Source organism: Nocardia sp. MDA0666 (genome assembly GCF_003023875.1).
GTDB classification, from domain to species: Bacteria; Actinomycetota; Actinomycetes; order Mycobacteriales; family Mycobacteriaceae; genus Nocardia; species Nocardia aobensis.
The window spans coordinates 179,945-193,903 of sequence record NZ_PYHT01000007.1; the positions used below are offsets into that span (position 1 = coordinate 179,945).

Annotated in this window: 15 protein-coding genes; 8 read left to right on the forward strand and 7 right to left on the reverse strand. The window is 68.2% G+C overall.

Going from position 1 to position 13,959, the window contains the following annotated elements; genetic code table 11:
- Window positions 1-107: 107 nt before the first annotated feature.
- Window positions 108-860 carry a precorrin-6A synthase (deacetylating) gene (gene cobF / locus C8258_RS13445; RefSeq protein WP_106955511.1) on the reverse strand — a complete coding sequence of 251 codons (753 nt, stop codon included), beginning with the start codon at window positions 858-860 and terminating at the stop codon, window positions 108-110.
- A 71-nt stretch (window positions 861-931) separates the two neighbouring features.
- Between cobF and C8258_RS13450 the strand changes: the two genes are divergently transcribed.
- The 7 genes from C8258_RS13450 (at window position 932) to C8258_RS13480 (ending at window position 5,686) form a co-directional block, all read left to right on the forward strand.
- On the forward strand, window positions 932-1,744 hold the full coding sequence (locus tag C8258_RS13450; protein WP_106955475.1) for a thymidylate synthase: 813 nt from the start codon (window positions 932-934) through the stop codon (window positions 1,742-1,744).
- Window positions 1,741-2,247, forward strand: a complete 507-nt coding sequence (locus C8258_RS13455; RefSeq protein WP_036505512.1) for a dihydrofolate reductase — start codon at window positions 1,741-1,743, stop codon at window positions 2,245-2,247. The genes C8258_RS13450 and C8258_RS13455 overlap by 4 nt, the downstream gene beginning before the upstream one ends.
- Before the next feature lie 132 nt (window positions 2,248-2,379).
- Window positions 2,380-2,706 carry a cupin domain-containing protein gene (locus tag C8258_RS13460; RefSeq protein ID WP_030517171.1) on the forward strand — a complete coding sequence of 109 codons (327 nt, stop codon included), beginning with the start codon at window positions 2,380-2,382 and terminating at the stop codon, window positions 2,704-2,706.
- Window positions 2,707-2,770: 64 nt separating this feature from the next.
- Window positions 2,771-3,823: a Dyp-type peroxidase gene (locus C8258_RS13465; protein WP_106955476.1), complete on the forward strand. Its 1,053-nt coding sequence runs from the start codon at window positions 2,771-2,773 to the stop codon at window positions 3,821-3,823.
- Window positions 3,820-4,620 (forward strand): family 1 encapsulin nanocompartment shell protein, encoded by an 801-nt coding sequence (locus C8258_RS13470; protein WP_106955477.1) that lies wholly within the window; start codon window positions 3,820-3,822, stop codon window positions 4,618-4,620. Before C8258_RS13465 ends, C8258_RS13470 begins: the two co-directional genes overlap by 4 nt.
- Window positions 4,621-4,652: 32 nt before the next feature.
- Complete coding sequence (locus tag C8258_RS13475; protein WP_233225068.1) at window positions 4,653-5,243, forward strand: hypothetical protein; 591 nt, start codon at window positions 4,653-4,655, stop codon at window positions 5,241-5,243.
- Between the two features lie 44 nt (window positions 5,244-5,287).
- On the forward strand, window positions 5,288-5,686 hold the full coding sequence (locus tag C8258_RS13480) for an NUDIX domain-containing protein (protein ID WP_106955478.1): 399 nt from the start codon (window positions 5,288-5,290) through the stop codon (window positions 5,684-5,686).
- Between the two features lie 3 nt (window positions 5,687-5,689).
- On the opposite strand, the gene C8258_RS13485 is transcribed toward C8258_RS13480, so the two are convergent.
- Both C8258_RS13485 and C8258_RS13490 read right to left on the reverse strand, forming a co-directional pair.
- The gene (locus C8258_RS13485) at window positions 5,690-7,435 is read right to left on the reverse strand and encodes an MFS transporter (protein ID WP_106955479.1); all 1,746 of its coding nucleotides are present in this window, start codon (window positions 7,433-7,435) and stop codon (window positions 5,690-5,692) included.
- 139 nt (window positions 7,436-7,574) lie between these two features.
- Window positions 7,575-8,057: a MarR family winged helix-turn-helix transcriptional regulator gene (locus C8258_RS13490; protein ID WP_106955480.1), complete on the reverse strand. Its 483-nt coding sequence runs from the start codon at window positions 8,055-8,057 to the stop codon at window positions 7,575-7,577.
- Between the two features lie 104 nt (window positions 8,058-8,161).
- Here C8258_RS13490 and C8258_RS13495 point away from each other — a divergent pair, with 104 nt between their 5' ends.
- Complete coding sequence (locus tag C8258_RS13495; protein ID WP_106955481.1) at window positions 8,162-9,277, forward strand: GDSL-type esterase/lipase family protein; 1,116 nt, start codon at window positions 8,162-8,164, stop codon at window positions 9,275-9,277.
- Here C8258_RS13495 and C8258_RS13500 read toward each other — a convergent pair.
- The 4 genes from C8258_RS13500 to C8258_RS13515 form a co-directional block, all read right to left on the reverse strand.
- A complete protein-coding gene (locus C8258_RS13500) occupies window positions 9,240-10,274 on the reverse strand; it encodes a GlxA family transcriptional regulator (protein ID WP_106955482.1) in 1,035 nt (344 codons plus the stop codon). The two genes, C8258_RS13495 and C8258_RS13500, sit on opposite strands and share 38 nt — an antisense overlap.
- Window positions 10,275-10,384: 110 nt before the next feature.
- The gene (locus tag C8258_RS13505; RefSeq protein ID WP_106955513.1) at window positions 10,385-11,266 is read right to left on the reverse strand and encodes an alpha/beta fold hydrolase; all 882 of its coding nucleotides are present in this window, start codon (window positions 11,264-11,266) and stop codon (window positions 10,385-10,387) included.
- 137 nt (window positions 11,267-11,403) lie between these two features.
- Window positions 11,404-12,981, reverse strand: a complete 1,578-nt coding sequence (locus C8258_RS13510) for a hypothetical protein (protein ID WP_106955483.1) — start codon at window positions 12,979-12,981, stop codon at window positions 11,404-11,406.
- Window positions 12,966-13,733, reverse strand: a complete 768-nt coding sequence (locus tag C8258_RS13515; RefSeq protein ID WP_106955484.1) for an ABC transporter ATP-binding protein — start codon at window positions 13,731-13,733, stop codon at window positions 12,966-12,968. Before C8258_RS13515 ends, C8258_RS13510 begins: the two co-directional genes overlap by 16 nt.
- Window positions 13,734-13,959: the final 226 nt, after the last annotated feature.

Below are 13,959 nucleotides of genomic sequence, written 5' to 3' on the forward strand. Positions count from 1 at the left end.
CGAATGACAGTGATTCGAACCGGCCGGTGGTCTGGATCACATTCGTATCGATTTATTCCACAGCAATTTTGGGGCTATTTCGGACATATCCGCGGCACGAACGTCCGCTAATCGGCTCTGCGCAAGAGATATATGTCCATCACCCACCCTTTGGCTTCCCGAAGTTCGTTGCGGCGCCGGACGATTCGATCCTCGACCGCACGCAGCGGACCCTCGATCAACGTCTCGTCCGGCATCCCCAGGTAGGCGCCCCACCAGATGTGCAGATCGTCGCCGGGCACCTGCGTGAACGAACACTCGCCGTCGAGCATCACCAGCGTCGAGCCGTCGGCCGCCACGCCCTCGGTGCGCAGGCGGCGACCGGTGGTGATGTGCACCGGTTCGCCGATCTCGTGCAGCACGATGCGATGGGCCGCCGCCAGGGCCTGGGCGCTGGTGACCCCCGGGATCACCGTGTACTCGAATCGCGTTCCCGCGTCCAGCACTCGCTGCACCATCCGCAGCGTGCTGTCGTAGAGCGAGGGATCACCCCAGACCAGGATGCCGCCGACCCCCTCGGTGGCGTCGAACGCCTCGGCCAGCAGTTCGGCGCGGCGGCGATGCCAGTCCTCGACCACCTCGCGGTAATCGGCGGCGCCCTCGACCGTGCGTTCACGCGGCGGATCGGCGATGGACACCACGCGATGCTCCGGAGCGGCATGTCCGGCGAGGATCGCGGAGCGGACCTCGGTCAGTTCCCGCTTGGTCTCGCCCTTGCCGATGACGAAGAACGTGTCGACCTGCCGAATCGCCTCGACCGCCTGCACGGTCACCTGCCGGGGATCACCGGCGCCGATTCCGATCACATAGAGCATGCGCACGGTGCCCCAGGCTAGCCAGCGGACCACCGGGCGATGAGGGCGGTGGTCGCCCGAAGGCTAGGCTTGCGGATATGGACGGCGCGCCCGGAAACGACACTCAGTACGAGGATCTGCTGCGGCTGGTACTCGAGCGCGGTACGCCGAAATCCGACCGCACCGGGACGGGTACGCGTTCGATTTTCGGACATCAGCTGCGCTACGACCTCTCCGCCGGATTCCCGCTGATCACCACGAAAAAGGTGCATCTGAAGTCGATCGTCTACGAATTGCTGTGGTTCCTGCGCGGCGATTCCAATGTCCGCTGGCTCCACGACCACGGCGTCACGATCTGGGACGAATGGGCCGACGCGCACGGTGAACTGGGCCCGGTCTACGGGGTCCAGTGGCGCAGCTGGCCCACGCCGGACGGCACCCATATCGACCAGATAGCGCAGGTTTTGCAGACCCTGCGCACCGACCCGGATTCCCGCCGGATCATCGTCTCGGCCTGGAATGTGGCGGATCTGCACAAGATGGCGCTGGCCCCCTGCCACGCGTTCTTCCAATTCCACGTGGCGGACGGAAAACTGTCCTGTCAGCTCTATCAGCGCAGCGCCGACCTGTTCCTCGGGGTGCCGTTCAATATCGCGAGCTACGCCCTGCTCACCCATATGGTCGCGCAGCAGACGGAATTGGAGCCCGGCGATTTCATCTGGACCGGCGGCGACTGCCACATCTACGACAACCATCTGACCCAGGTCCGCGAACAGCTGAGCCGCGAACCGTATCCGTTCCCCCGGTTGCATCTGCGGCCCGCGCCGAGCCTGTTCGACTACACCTACGAGGATGTGGAGGTGCTCGACTACCGCCATCATCCGGCGATCAAGGCGCCGGTGGCGGTATGAGCCGCATCGGGTTGATCTGGGCGCAGACCCCGGCCGGCGTGATCGGCGCCGACAACGCCATCCCGTGGCGAGTGCCCGAGGATATCGCGCATTTCAAAACGGTCACCGGCGATCATCCGGTGCTGATGGGCCGGCGCACCTGGGATTCGCTGCCCGCGCGCTTCCGGCCGCTGCCCGGACGGCGCAATATCGTCATCACGCGGCAATCGCAGTGGTCCGCGCCGGGCGCCGAACGCGCCGATTCGGTGGCCGGCGCCATCGCACTGGCCGCCGCGGAGACCGTGTGGATCATCGGTGGCGGCGAAATCTACCGGCAGGCAATGGATTACGCGACCGACCTGATGGTCACCGAAGTCGACACCGATATCCCCGGCGACGCCTACGCGCCCGCGATCGAGGGCGAGTGGCAGGTGGAGGACGCGCCCTGGTCGCAGTCGCGCTCGGGTCTGCGTTACCGGATCCGGCGCTTCGCCCGCGACACCGCCCCGGCGACCGTCGGCTGAACGGGCCCGGCAGGTCTCGAACCCGAATCGCATCGGCGAAACGCCCGACCGGGCGAGGTGGGTCCGGCATACTCAGCGATATCCAGCCTGTGACCACAGCCCCGATCCCGGCTGAACCGCGAGAGGCAGATCATGGACAAGAAATCGCTGACGGCGGCGGCACGCCAGCAGCTGAAGCTGGCCGCGTCCGCCACGAGCGGACGCAGTTCGCAAACCCTCTACGGCGGCCACACCCACAGCCTGCGCCAGACCCTGATCGCGCTGACCGCCGGCCAGAGCCTGGCCGAGCACGAAACCCACGGTGAAGCCACCCTGCAGGTTCTGACCGGAACCCTGATTCTGATCTGCGGCACCAACGAGTGGAAGGGATCGCCCGGCGATCTGCTGGTCATTCCCTCGGCCCGGCACAGTGTGAAAGCGATCGACGACGCGGTATTCCTGCTGACCGTCGCGAAGTGAGGCCGGTCTCGCCGGGCCGGGCCGTCCGCACGCGCTGTCGGGCGGGCACCGTACCCTGTTGATCATGGGTGAGCCGCAGCCGATCCTCGATCCGCTCTCGCGCGCCGCGATCTTCCTCGTCGCGACCATCGACGAGGGCGGTGAGCCGGTGGTGCGCGATCTTCTCGCCGATCTGGCGGGACTGCGGCGCTCGATCGGATTCCGGGTGCCGCAGACGCAGCTGTCCTGCGTGACGAGTATCGGTTCCGCCGCCTGGGATCGGCTGTTCGCCGGTCCGAAACCCGCTGAACTGCACGAATTTCCAGGCTACGCCGGGCCGAAGCATCAGGCCCCGGCCACGCCGGGCGATCTGCTGTTTCACATCAAGGGCGAATTGCCGGACGCCTGTTTCGAATTGGCGATGCTGATCGGTTCCCGGTTGAAGGGTGCGGCCACGATCATCGACGAGACGGTCGGATTCCGCTATTTCGAACAGCGCGATCTGCTCGGCTTCGTCGACGGCACCGAGAATCCCGAGGGTCCCGCCGCGGTCGCCGCGGCGCTGATCGGTGACGAGGATCCCGACTTCGCCGGCGGAAGTTATGTCGTCGTGCAGAAGTATCTGCACGATCTGGAGGCGTGGAGTTCGCTGACCGTCGAGGAGCAGCAGCTCGTCATCGGCCGTACCAAACTCGAGGATCTGGAACTGTCCGACGAGGACAAGCCGGCGGATTCCCATGTGGCGGTCAACACCCTGATCGATCCGGACGGGACCGAACGCCAGATCCTGCGCGCCAACATGCCCTTCGGCAGTGTCCGCGAGGGCGAATTCGGCACGTACTACATCGCTTACGCGGCCACCCCGGATGTCACCGAGCGGATGCTGGTGCGCATGTTCCTCGGCACCGACGAAGCGCCGTACGACCGGATTCTCGATTTCTCCACCGCGATCACCGGCACGCTGTTCTTCACCCCGGCCAACGATTTCTTCGACGACCTTCCCGACGCCCCCGAGCAGGAGGCGGATGCGGAACAGGACCTGGAACTCGGGGCAGCCGGTATCGCCGAGCTGTCCGCGGCCGCGCCTTCCGGCGACGGCTCTCTCGGTATCGGCACGTTGAAAAGGATTCCGCAATGAACAATCTGCACCGTGAACTCGCGCCGATCACCTCCGAGGCGTGGTCGGCCATCGAGGAGGAGGCGACGCGTACCTTCCGGCGTCATATCGCCGGTCGCCGGGTGGTGGACCTGTCCGGTCCGCACGGCACCGACTACTCCGCGGTCGGATTGGGACGCACCACCGTCATCGACGCACCGGATCAGGGCGTGCAGGCCCGCCAGCGCCTGGTGGCGCCGCTGGTCGAGTTGCGGGTGCCGTTCACGCTCTCGCGTGAGGAGCTCGACAACGTCGAGCGCGGCGCCGAGGACGCCGATCTGGATCCGGTGAAGGATGCCGCCCGCAAGATCGCGTTCGCCGAGGACCGCGCCGTCTTCGAGGGCTACCCCGCCGCCGGGATCACCGGCATCCGGGCGGCCGTGTCCAACACTCCCGTCACCGCGCCGGGCGATCCGCGCCTCATCCCCGAGGCGATCGCCCAGGCACTGAGCAAGTTGCGGCTGGCCGGTGTCGACGGGCCGTATTCGGTGCTGCTGAGCGCCGATCTGTACACCGCCGTGAGCGAGACCTCCGACCACGGCCACCCGATCCGCACGCATATCGAGCGGCTGATCCCCGAGGGCGAGATCATCTGGGCGCCCGCCATCGACGGCGCCTTCGTGCTGACCACCCGCGGCGGCGACTTCGATCTGCAACTGGGGCAGGATCTGTCGATCGGCTACCTGTCCCACGACGCGGAGAGCGTGCAGCTGTACTTCCAGGAAAGCCTGACCTTCCTGGTCTACACCGCCGAGGCCGCGGTCCCGCTGCGCGGCTGAGCACGGCGCGAACGATCTTTCGAGGTGTCACCATGAGCGACGACGTCCCGCCGGTTTCCGGACCCGATACCTCCCGCCGGTCCCGCGGGCCGATTCGTGCGGTGCGGGCCGGTGTCGTCACCGGCCGCCGCACCCTCACCTACAGCGCGCTCGCCGTGCTGTCGGTACTGGTGATCTGCGCTGCCGTGGTGGTCCTGTTCGGAGTGAACCGGATCTTCACCGGGCTGCTGGCCGGGGCGGTGGCGGGTATCGCGCTGCTGGTGGCGCTGTTCGGTCGCGATGTCGTCGTTCTGACCGACCGCGCGATCTATCGGCGCACCCCGTGGGGCGAATCGCGGCTGGAGTGGGACCGCGTGGTGGCGGGCCGGTTCGCCCTCGACGAGCGGGCCCGCTGGTCGCTCGCGCTGGATCTGACCGGTGGCGACGAACCGCACGACGAGCTGGTCCTGCTCAGCATTCCGCCGGTGCGGCATCCGGTGTCCAATGCCTACGAACACCGCAAGCGCGAACAGGTCGCCGAGATTCGCCGGATCCTGCGCGAGCAGCGGATACCGGTCACCCTGCTGCCCGAGATCGCCTCGGCCCTGCACGAACACTGGAAGCTCGCACCGGCCGCCCAGTGAGCTCCGCGCCCGCCCGTACCGACCGTATCGTGAAGGCTCCCTCCATGATTCGCACCGCCGCGCTCGCCCACATCCGGAATCGCCGTCTGCTGCAGACACGATCGACCGGCAAAGAGGTGTTCTACATGGCGGGCGGGAAGATCGACCCCGGCGAATCACCGGTGCAGGCGTTGTACCGCGAGGTGCGCGAGGAACTGGGTGTCGACGTGGCGGCCCACGACGAGCTCGGCGTCTTCGAATGTGAGGCGTACGGGCACGCCCCTGGTACCGCGCTGCACATGACCTGCTTCACCGCCGACCTCACCGGCGAACCGACGCCGACGAGTGAGATCGCCGAACTGCGCTATTTCACCGTCGGCGAGTACGCGGCCATGCCGCATGTCGCGCCCGGATCGATGCTGGTCTTCCGGCGCCTGCACGAACTCGACCTGATCGACTGGTGATCGCTAGGTCGCCTCGCCGCGTTCGGCCGGCGCGGCGCCCTCGCCACCGATGTTCGGACCCGTCGCGTCCGGTCGCTCGAGGTCTTGGTCGCGAGCGACGGCACCGGGCGGTTCGCCATCGATCCGCGCGGCGTCGAACCGTTCGGCGTCGGACGGAATGCGCGTGGCCACCACGAACGCCAGAAGCAGCACGACCGCGACACCGAGCAGGGCCACGCGAGTCGCGTCGGCGAATCCGTTGGCCAGCGCGTCGGTGACCGCGGCCGGTGCGTGCTGGGCACGCAGTCCGACGATCGCGCCGCCCGCCGAATCGCGGGTGGCCGCCCCCACGGCGCCGGCGGCGCGGGTGGCCAGCCCCGGGACGTAGCTCAACCGGTCGGGCAGGAAGTGGCCGAGACCGATCGAGAGGGTACTGCCGAGAACCGCCACACCCAGCGCGGCACCGGCGGGCCGGGCCGCGGCCGCGGTGATCGATCCCGGATCCGACGCCATGGCGCCCGCGCCGGTGCGCATATTCGCCGTCAGCGGGGCGGCGGCCAGGCCGAGACCGATTCCGTAGCAGGCCAGTAGCACGGTCGGCACCCACGCCGGAATCGTCGAGGTCAACGCCAGCGCGGTCACCGCCATCGCGAGCAACGCGATCGCCAGGCCGATCCGCACCAGCCACAGCGGAGGCACCGCTCGCAGTGGTCCGGCGGTCAGCACCGCCGAGATGAGCGCGCATCCGGTCAGCACCACGAGGATCGAACCCGTTCGCAGCGTGGACAATCCGAGACAGTTCACCAGGTACAGCGGCAGCACGAAGAGCAGTCCGAACTGTGCCGCCGCGATCAGCAGGGCGGCGCCGTCACCCCAGTGCCGCGGATCGCGCAGCTGCGAGAAGTCCATCAGCGCGGCATGTTCCACCTTCACCCGATGTCGCTCCCAGAAGACGAACAGCACCAGCAGCAGTACCCCCACGCCGAGTACGAACGGTATGGGCGAGCTCGCCGATTGGGTCGACCAGGTCACGCCGAATACGGTGAACTCCCGCCGCGGCCGCAGCCAGCCGTAGCGCTGCCCCTCGATGAGGGCGAAGATCACCAGCGCGAACCCGGCGGTACTGAGCAGCCATCCGTCCACATCCGGTCCGGTGGCCGCGGCGCCGATGCGGGTTTCGGGCACGAGCACGGTCCCGATCAGTACGACCACCGCGATCGGCACGTTGATCAGGAAGATCCACGGCCAGGTGAAGGAGTCGACGAACCATCCGCCGAGTGCCGCGCCGACGACCGCCGCGGCGGCCGGGGCCACCACCCACGCGGTGAAGGCGATCACGCGTGCCCGGCCGTGGAACACCGCGGCTACCGTACCCAAGGATCCCGCCACGACCGCCGCACCGCCGATGCCCTGCACGAGCCGTCCCCAGATGAGCGGGCTCGCCGTATCCGCGGAGGCGGACAACAGGCTGCCACCGACGAAGATCAGCACTCCGAGCGCGAAGAGGGCGCGACGGCCGAAGCGGTCGCCGATCCGGCCGGCGGTGATCAACAGGACCGCGAGCACCACCGAATACACACAGAAAACCCACTGGGCCTGGGTGAAATCGAGTCCCAGATCACCGATGATCGCCGGCAGCGAGACACCGACGACGGTGCCGTCCAGCGTCACCATCGCAAGTCCCAGCGCGAGGACCGCGAGGGCGTACCACTGTCTGGCACCGGTGGGTGGCGAACCGAGCTCAGCGTCTGTTCGAACGTGATCAGCCATGCGCCGCTCCCGTCGTCGACCGATGTCGCTGGGAAGTAACTCGTATCGGTCGAGTCTACGAGCCGAACCGGGCGAATCTCGGCAATAGGGACCGGGCGATACCGGACCGTGCGGTGAACGCGAGCGTTCGGCTACCGGATCAGTCGGAGAGCCGGCCCGCCTCGGGGAAGGTGGCGTCGCGGATGATCCGCAGACCGCTGATCAGCGCCTCGCACTGCTCCGGGGTGAGCTGACCGTAGAACCAGGTGTCGAGGATCTTCAGATATTCCGGCAGCACCTTCGCCAGGCGCGTCGCACCGGCGGCGGTGAGGGCGGCGTAGGAGCTGCGGCGATCTTTCGGATCGGATTGGCGGCGGGCGAAACCGTTGCGTTCGAGCCGATCCACCAGGCGGGTGACACCGCTGGTCGACAGCTGGGCCTGATCGGCCAGATCGGTCATCCGGAGCCGGCGGCCGGGCGAGCGGCTCAGACGCATGAGCGCCGTGAAGTCCAGCACCGACAGCCCGTGCGCCGACCAGGTCGGTTCGAGTTTGCGGCGGATGCCGCTCGTCGCCTCGAACAGCATGCCGATGTCGGAGAGGCGCGGGTCGTCGAAGACGTCGGCGTCGTGCGTGTGCTCCATGCGGTCAGCCTAACGCACAGTTGCTGTGCGGATAGTTGACATGAGGAATATCTTCCATATTATTGCTGCGGGGATATTCCTCACAGCAACTAAATGGAGATGTCATGACCAGCACCTGGCTCGCCGGATTCCGCTCCGCGATCATCAGCCCCTACGAGCAGTTCCAGTTGACCGAACCCCGGGGGTTCACCGATCGGACCGTGCGCCAGGTGCTGCACATGGCCGGCGGCGGGCGGCAGCTTCGGGTGCGATTGAGCAATCGGTACGGGCGCGACGCGCTGGAGATCGGTGCCGCTCGAATCGTCTTGCGCAAGACCGGGTTCGCGGCTGTCGCCGAGACCGATACCGTGCTGCGTTTCGACGGAACGGACCGGGTGCGCATTCCGGCAGGTGGCGAAATAGTCAGCGACGCCGTCGATCTCGCGGTGAACGGCGGCGACGATCTCCTGCTGAGCCTGTATCTGCCCGGGCCGACCGGACTCGCGACCTTCTCCCATCAGCCGATGGAGATCGCCGCCGTGGTCGCCGGTGATCACACCGCCGATCCGGACCTGTCGGAGGTCGAGGAAGTCGCCTCGCGCTTCTTCGTGACGGGCGTCGACGTACTGGCCGACGCGGACACTCCCGTGGTGGTGGCGTTCGGTGACTCCTGGTTCGACGGCGCCGGTACCACGGTGGGCGCGAATCACCGCTCGGTGGACGCGCTGAATTCGCTGCTGAACCGCGGCTGGGTGGTCAATCAGGGCATCGGCGGCAACCAGTTGCTCACCGACGAGGTCGGCGAACACGCCCTGGCCCGGTTCGACCGCGATGTGCTCGCGGTGCCGGGCGTCACCCACGTGGTGGTCAATCTCGGTATCAACGATCTCGGGCTGGGCGAGGTGGCCGCGGCCGACGATCTGATCGCCGGCTACACCGAACTCGCCGCGCGGGCACACGCCGCCGGACTGCCGGTCTATGCCAACACGATCGGGCCCTTCGCCGGGGTGATCTATCCAGAGGTGAACGTGGCTCCGGCGCTTCCGGTGCGCGACGTCGTCAACGAATGGCTGCGGACCACAACGGTTTTCGACGCCGTGTTCGATGTGGCGGCCGCCGTGGCGGATCCGGAGCGGCCCGAGTTCATCCGCCCTGATCTCGACAGCGGCGACGGACTACACCTCAACGACGAGGGCGCCCGCATCATGGCGGAGACGATGCGGATTCCTGGGCTGCGCTGACGGCCGGCTCTGCCGCAACGGTGCCGAGACCGGCCTCGGCGCACTGCCGGCGATAGGCCTCGGGCGTGGTGGCGAGGCGGCGGACGAAGGCTCGGTGCAGGGTCTCGCCGTGGCGGTAACCGACCACGCGGGCAATGGCGGTGACGGTGAGTTCGGAGGACTCCAGGAGCCGACGAGCTGCTTCCAGGCGCAGTTCCGCGACGAACGCCGCTGGGGTACTTCCGGTTTCGGCTCGGAAGGCACGGGCGAAATGACGTTCGCTCATGCCGGCGCGCCGAGCCAGAGCGGACACCGCCAGATCGTCGCCGAGGTGATCGGGCAGCCAGTGCTGGACGGCGCGGATCGCGGGCGTACGAGCCGGCTGCGTGCGCAGCTGGGCGCTGAATTGCGTCTGCCCGCCGGAGCGCCGGGTGAAGACGACGAAGGCGCGGGCGACCTGTTGGGCCATTTCGCGGCCGTGGTCGTCCTCTACGAGAGCCAGCGCGAGATCGATGCCGGCGGAGACACCCGCCGAGGTCCAGCGGTTGCGGTCGTGCACGTAGATACGGTCGGGCTCGACGACGACGCGCGGGTACGAGCGGGCCAGGAGATCGGCCGAACCCCAGTGGGTCGTGGCTCGGTAGCCGTCGAGCAGGCCCGCGGCGGCCAACAGCAGCGCGCCGGAACACACCGAGGTGATGCGACGGGATCTGCGTGCGAGAGCGGGTAATTCGCGGACCACCTCCGCGGACACCGGTCCCGAGACCATGCCGCCGACGACCATCAGCGTGTCGATCTCGGCGGTGGAGGAGGCCAGATCGTGCAGCGATGTTCCGACCCCGATGGTCAGGCCGCCGTCGGCCTCGATCGACCGGCCGTGCGGCGAGGCCGTGACGAGGCGGTAGGCGGTCTCCCCGCCCATCGTGTTGACGGCCCCGAAAACATCCATCGGCCCGGCCAATTCGACCAGTTGCATGCCCTCGTAGGCGACGAAGACGATGGTGCGCGACGCGGGCATTTCGCCATCATCGCAGCCGGGAGGAGCGGCCGCCACGGCCGACGGCCAACCGTGGCGGGGCTCGCCCGACTCCCCCGCGCATCGGGCGATCCCGCACCAGGGCACGCACATCACCCGGCGCGCCGTACCTCGGCACTCCGGCCCCGCACCGCACACCGACCGAGAAACGGAATGATCGCTGCCGCGACAGCTTCCGGCAATTGCGCGTGTGGGTAGTGTCCGCCGTTCTCGATCATCTCGACGCGGCCCACCCCGTCCGGCAGCGCGGCCACGATCGCATGCGCCTCGGCCTCGGGATCGGCGAAATCCGGATCGGCCGTACCCATGATCACCAGTGCGGGACAGCGGACGTCCGTCAAACGGGCATGCGCGTCGGCGGGAGTGGTCCGTCCGGTCTTCATGAATTCCGCCCACCGGCCGGGCCGCCGCAGCATGCTCTCGAGGTCGGCGAGGTAGTGGTCGTAGTCGGCGGGCCTGGTCGGATACGCGACGTCCAGATAACGCCGCCACCACGGCATCGATTTCAGCATCGTGGTGAGGGCGAGGCGGACCATGCCCCGACGGTATCGGCGGCTGACGAGCAGAGCGCCGACGTGCAGCCGCTGGGTACGGGTGAAGGGGCCGATCTCGACGATCCCGCTCACCAGTTCCGGAGCCCGGGCCGCGGCGATGGTGGCCGACCCGCCCGACAGCGAGTGCCCGACGATCACCGCCGGGCCGCCGAAGTGCCGGATCACTCCCAGCAGGTCCTCCGCCACATCGGCGCGGCTGATGGCGGCCTTCCCGGTCGCCGACGGCCAATCCGCACTGGATTCGCCGTGCCCCCGCATATCCACGTTGACCACCCGGTATCCCGCCGCGGCCAGCGGCCCGACCAGAAGGCGGAAGTCCTGGCGCACAGTGCCCATGCCGTGCGAGAGCACCACCAGCGGTCCGTCCCCGACCACATCGCAGGCGAGCCGTCCGTGTTCGAGTTCCACGTACTCGGTCATCGTCGTTCCTTCCAGCGCGAGCATCCGGTCGCGATTGCGGCCTGCTGGAATGGAACGCCGGGAATCCGGCACGGTCGATACCGACGGCCGGAAGGGTCAGGGGCGCGGCCGATATCGTCAGATCACGCACGCCGGGATCACCGCGGCTTCACTTCGGCGAGCAGTTCCGGTCCATGGGATTCGATGCGCCGGGTGGCGAGGTGCGCACCCAGAACGGCTGCGCCGAGGCCCAGTGCCAGGCCCACCGGAAACGCACCCCATTCGACGAGCGCGTCGCCGAGGTAGGTGCCGAGGACGAGAAGACCCAGCACCGGCAGACCGATGATCAGCTGGCCGAAGGCGACCGCGAGTTGTACGAGTGCGCGCGCACAGCCGGGATTTCCGCTGTTGCCGGCGAGCGGGTTACCGCGTTGCTGCGGAAGGGGATACGCGGCGTAGACCGACAACAGCATCGCGGCCGCGACGCCGACACCGAGGACCACCGGCAGCATCGCCACCACCCACGGATACCACCGCGCCGCGCCGACCGCACCGGGCAGCACGAGGGTGAGTACCACCGCCAACGGAGCGACCAGCACCAGCCAAGCGATGATGCGGCCCCGGACATCGGCACGCACCGCACCCGGAATCACCAGGGTGTGCCACAGTGCCGTGCCGTCGAAGGCGTACATGTTCGCGCTGGCCATCGCGGCCAGCCACACCACGAAGACCCCCGCGAACGGCACACTGGCACCGCCGTTCTGCAGGCCGAGGAAGATCGGCAGCACCACACCGATGAGCATCAGCGGCAACAGTGCCGCTCGCCGGCGGCCGTCGCGCCACCAGGTGCGCAACTCCTTGAGGACGACCGCGCCGACGGGAGTCGGGCGGATCATCCGCTCCAGCCGGCCCGAACCCGCCTGTGCGCGAACGGGTCCGGCCGCAGCCGCGGTCGTGGTGAGGCGCCGGCGCAGCAGCACCGCCCACGCCTGCCACAGCAGCGCCGACACCGCGGCGAGTCCGGCCAGTGCCGCTACACCGAACCACCAGCGGCCCTCGTCGGCGGCCTGCACCGCATAGGGCGCCCACCCCGAGGGCAGGATCCGCAAGGTCGCGCCCAGGGCAGGCGACACATGCTCGAGGCGCGGGCCCAGATAGGACATCAGTAGTTGCAGCGGGTAATAGGCGAGTCCGGTCAGAGCGGCGAGGACCACCCCCAGATCGCGACCGCGCCGCGACCGCATCGCGGCACCGATCCAGGCGAGCAGTGCGCGGGACAACAGCACCACGAAGACGAGCTGCAGACACATGCCGAGTACGGCGAACACCGTTGGTACGACGCCCAATTGGATACCGATGGCGGCCAGACCGGCGAAGGCGATCAGATTCACCGCTCCGGCCGGGCCGGTGAAGGCCACCGCCGCCAGCCCTACCGACAGCTGGCGGTAGCTCAGCGGCAGCAGCCGGAAATGTTCGGGCTGCAGGGTTTCGTCGCTGCTGCCGGTGAGGATGGGGCCGGCCAGCCAGCCGAGTGTCCACACGGCGTACAGGGTGGCGGCCACATTGATCGCGGCCCGCGGCTCCCAGCCGTGCCCGGCGGTGGCCATCAGCACGGCCGTGCCGACGGCCGCGACGAGGCCGAAGAACAGACCGATCCAGAAGCCGACCGCGGCCCGGCCGCTGGTCATCGCGCGGACGGTCAGCCGCCAGCGCATCCGGATCAGGACGCCAACCACGACAGCCCCTCGTCTCCGCCGATGCGACCGCCGACCAGGCGGACGAACGCCTCCTCGAGACTGCCCTCACCTCGCACCTCGGCGACCGATCCGGCGGCGACCACCCGTCCCTTGTCGATGACGGCGAGGTGATCGCACAGATTCTCCACCAGCGCCATCACATGACTGGACAGCACCACCGATCCGCCGGCGGTGACGAACCGCTGCAGAATCGTGCGAATAGTACTGGCCGACACCGGATCCACCGCCTCGAACGGTTCGTCGAGCACCAGCAGTTTGGGCCCGTGCAACAGTGCGGTGGCGAGTCCGATCTTCTTGCGCATACCGGCCGAATAGTCCACGACCAGAGTGTGTTCCGCCTCGATCAGCTCCAGCACCGAGAGCAATTCCTGCGCGCGCTCGGCCACCGTGCCCGGCGGCAGCCCGCGCAAAAGCCCGGTGTAGGTGAGCAATTCGCGTCCGGTGAGCCGCTCCGGCACGGCCAGACCGTCCGGCAGCACGCCGACGATCGTCTTGGCCCGCACCGGATCCGCCCACACATCGGCGCCGAAGATCTGCGCCTGCCCCGCATCCGGCCGCAACAACCCGACCGCCATCGACAACGTGGTGGTCTTACCGGCGCCGTTGGGCCCCACCAGCCCGAAGAACGACCCGGGCGGCACCACCACACTCACCCCGTCGACCACCCACGGCCCACCGAATCGCTTGTACAGCCCGCTCAATTGCAGCGCAGGCGTGGTGGTTGTTTCCATATCCCCCTCCTCTGCAGAGCCGCCTCTCCATGCCTCCGCGATGGAAGCCGCCCCGCCCGGTCTGTGCTGCGAACTGTCTCGACTCTACGTCGGCGCTCACGTTCCTACCTGTTACCGGCGGCAAGGCGTATGTAACGCGGGTTCATCGGTTGCTGATGCGAAAAAGCCGGTGCCGGAGAGCAGCCGCACCCCGTTCGGGCAGCCGCACCCCGGGCACCGGTCTCGT

Coding starts and splice junctions, on each gene's coding strand:
- C8258_RS13455 (WP_036505512.1), top strand. CDS start 1,741: ATGAGCCGCATCGGGTTGATCTGGGCGCAGACCCCGGCCGGCGTGATC.
- C8258_RS13480 (WP_106955478.1), top strand. CDS start 5,288: ATGATTCGCACCGCCGCGCTCGCCCACATCCGGAATCGCCGTCTGCTG.
- C8258_RS13450 (WP_106955475.1), top strand. CDS start 932: ATGGACGGCGCGCCCGGAAACGACACTCAGTACGAGGATCTGCTGCGG.
- C8258_RS13500 (WP_106955482.1), bottom strand. CDS start 10,274: ATGCCCGCGTCGCGCACCATCGTCTTCGTCGCCTACGAGGGCATGCAA.
- C8258_RS13505 (WP_106955513.1), bottom strand. CDS start 11,266: ATGACCGAGTACGTGGAACTCGAACACGGACGGCTCGCCTGCGATGTG.
- C8258_RS13495 (WP_106955481.1), top strand. CDS start 8,162: ATGACCAGCACCTGGCTCGCCGGATTCCGCTCCGCGATCATCAGCCCC.
- C8258_RS13460 (WP_030517171.1), top strand. CDS start 2,380: ATGGACAAGAAATCGCTGACGGCGGCGGCACGCCAGCAGCTGAAGCTG.
- C8258_RS13485 (WP_106955479.1), bottom strand. CDS start 7,435: ATGGCTGATCACGTTCGAACAGACGCTGAGCTCGGTTCGCCACCCACC.
- C8258_RS13490 (WP_106955480.1), bottom strand. CDS start 8,057: ATGGAGCACACGCACGACGCCGACGTCTTCGACGACCCGCGCCTCTCC.
- C8258_RS13515 (WP_106955484.1), bottom strand. CDS start 13,733: ATGGAAACAACCACCACGCCTGCGCTGCAATTGAGCGGGCTGTACAAG.
- C8258_RS13475 (WP_233225068.1), top strand. CDS start 4,653: ATGAGCGACGACGTCCCGCCGGTTTCCGGACCCGATACCTCCCGCCGG.
- C8258_RS13465 (WP_106955476.1), top strand. CDS start 2,771: ATGGGTGAGCCGCAGCCGATCCTCGATCCGCTCTCGCGCGCCGCGATC.
- C8258_RS13470 (WP_106955477.1), top strand. CDS start 3,820: ATGAACAATCTGCACCGTGAACTCGCGCCGATCACCTCCGAGGCGTGG.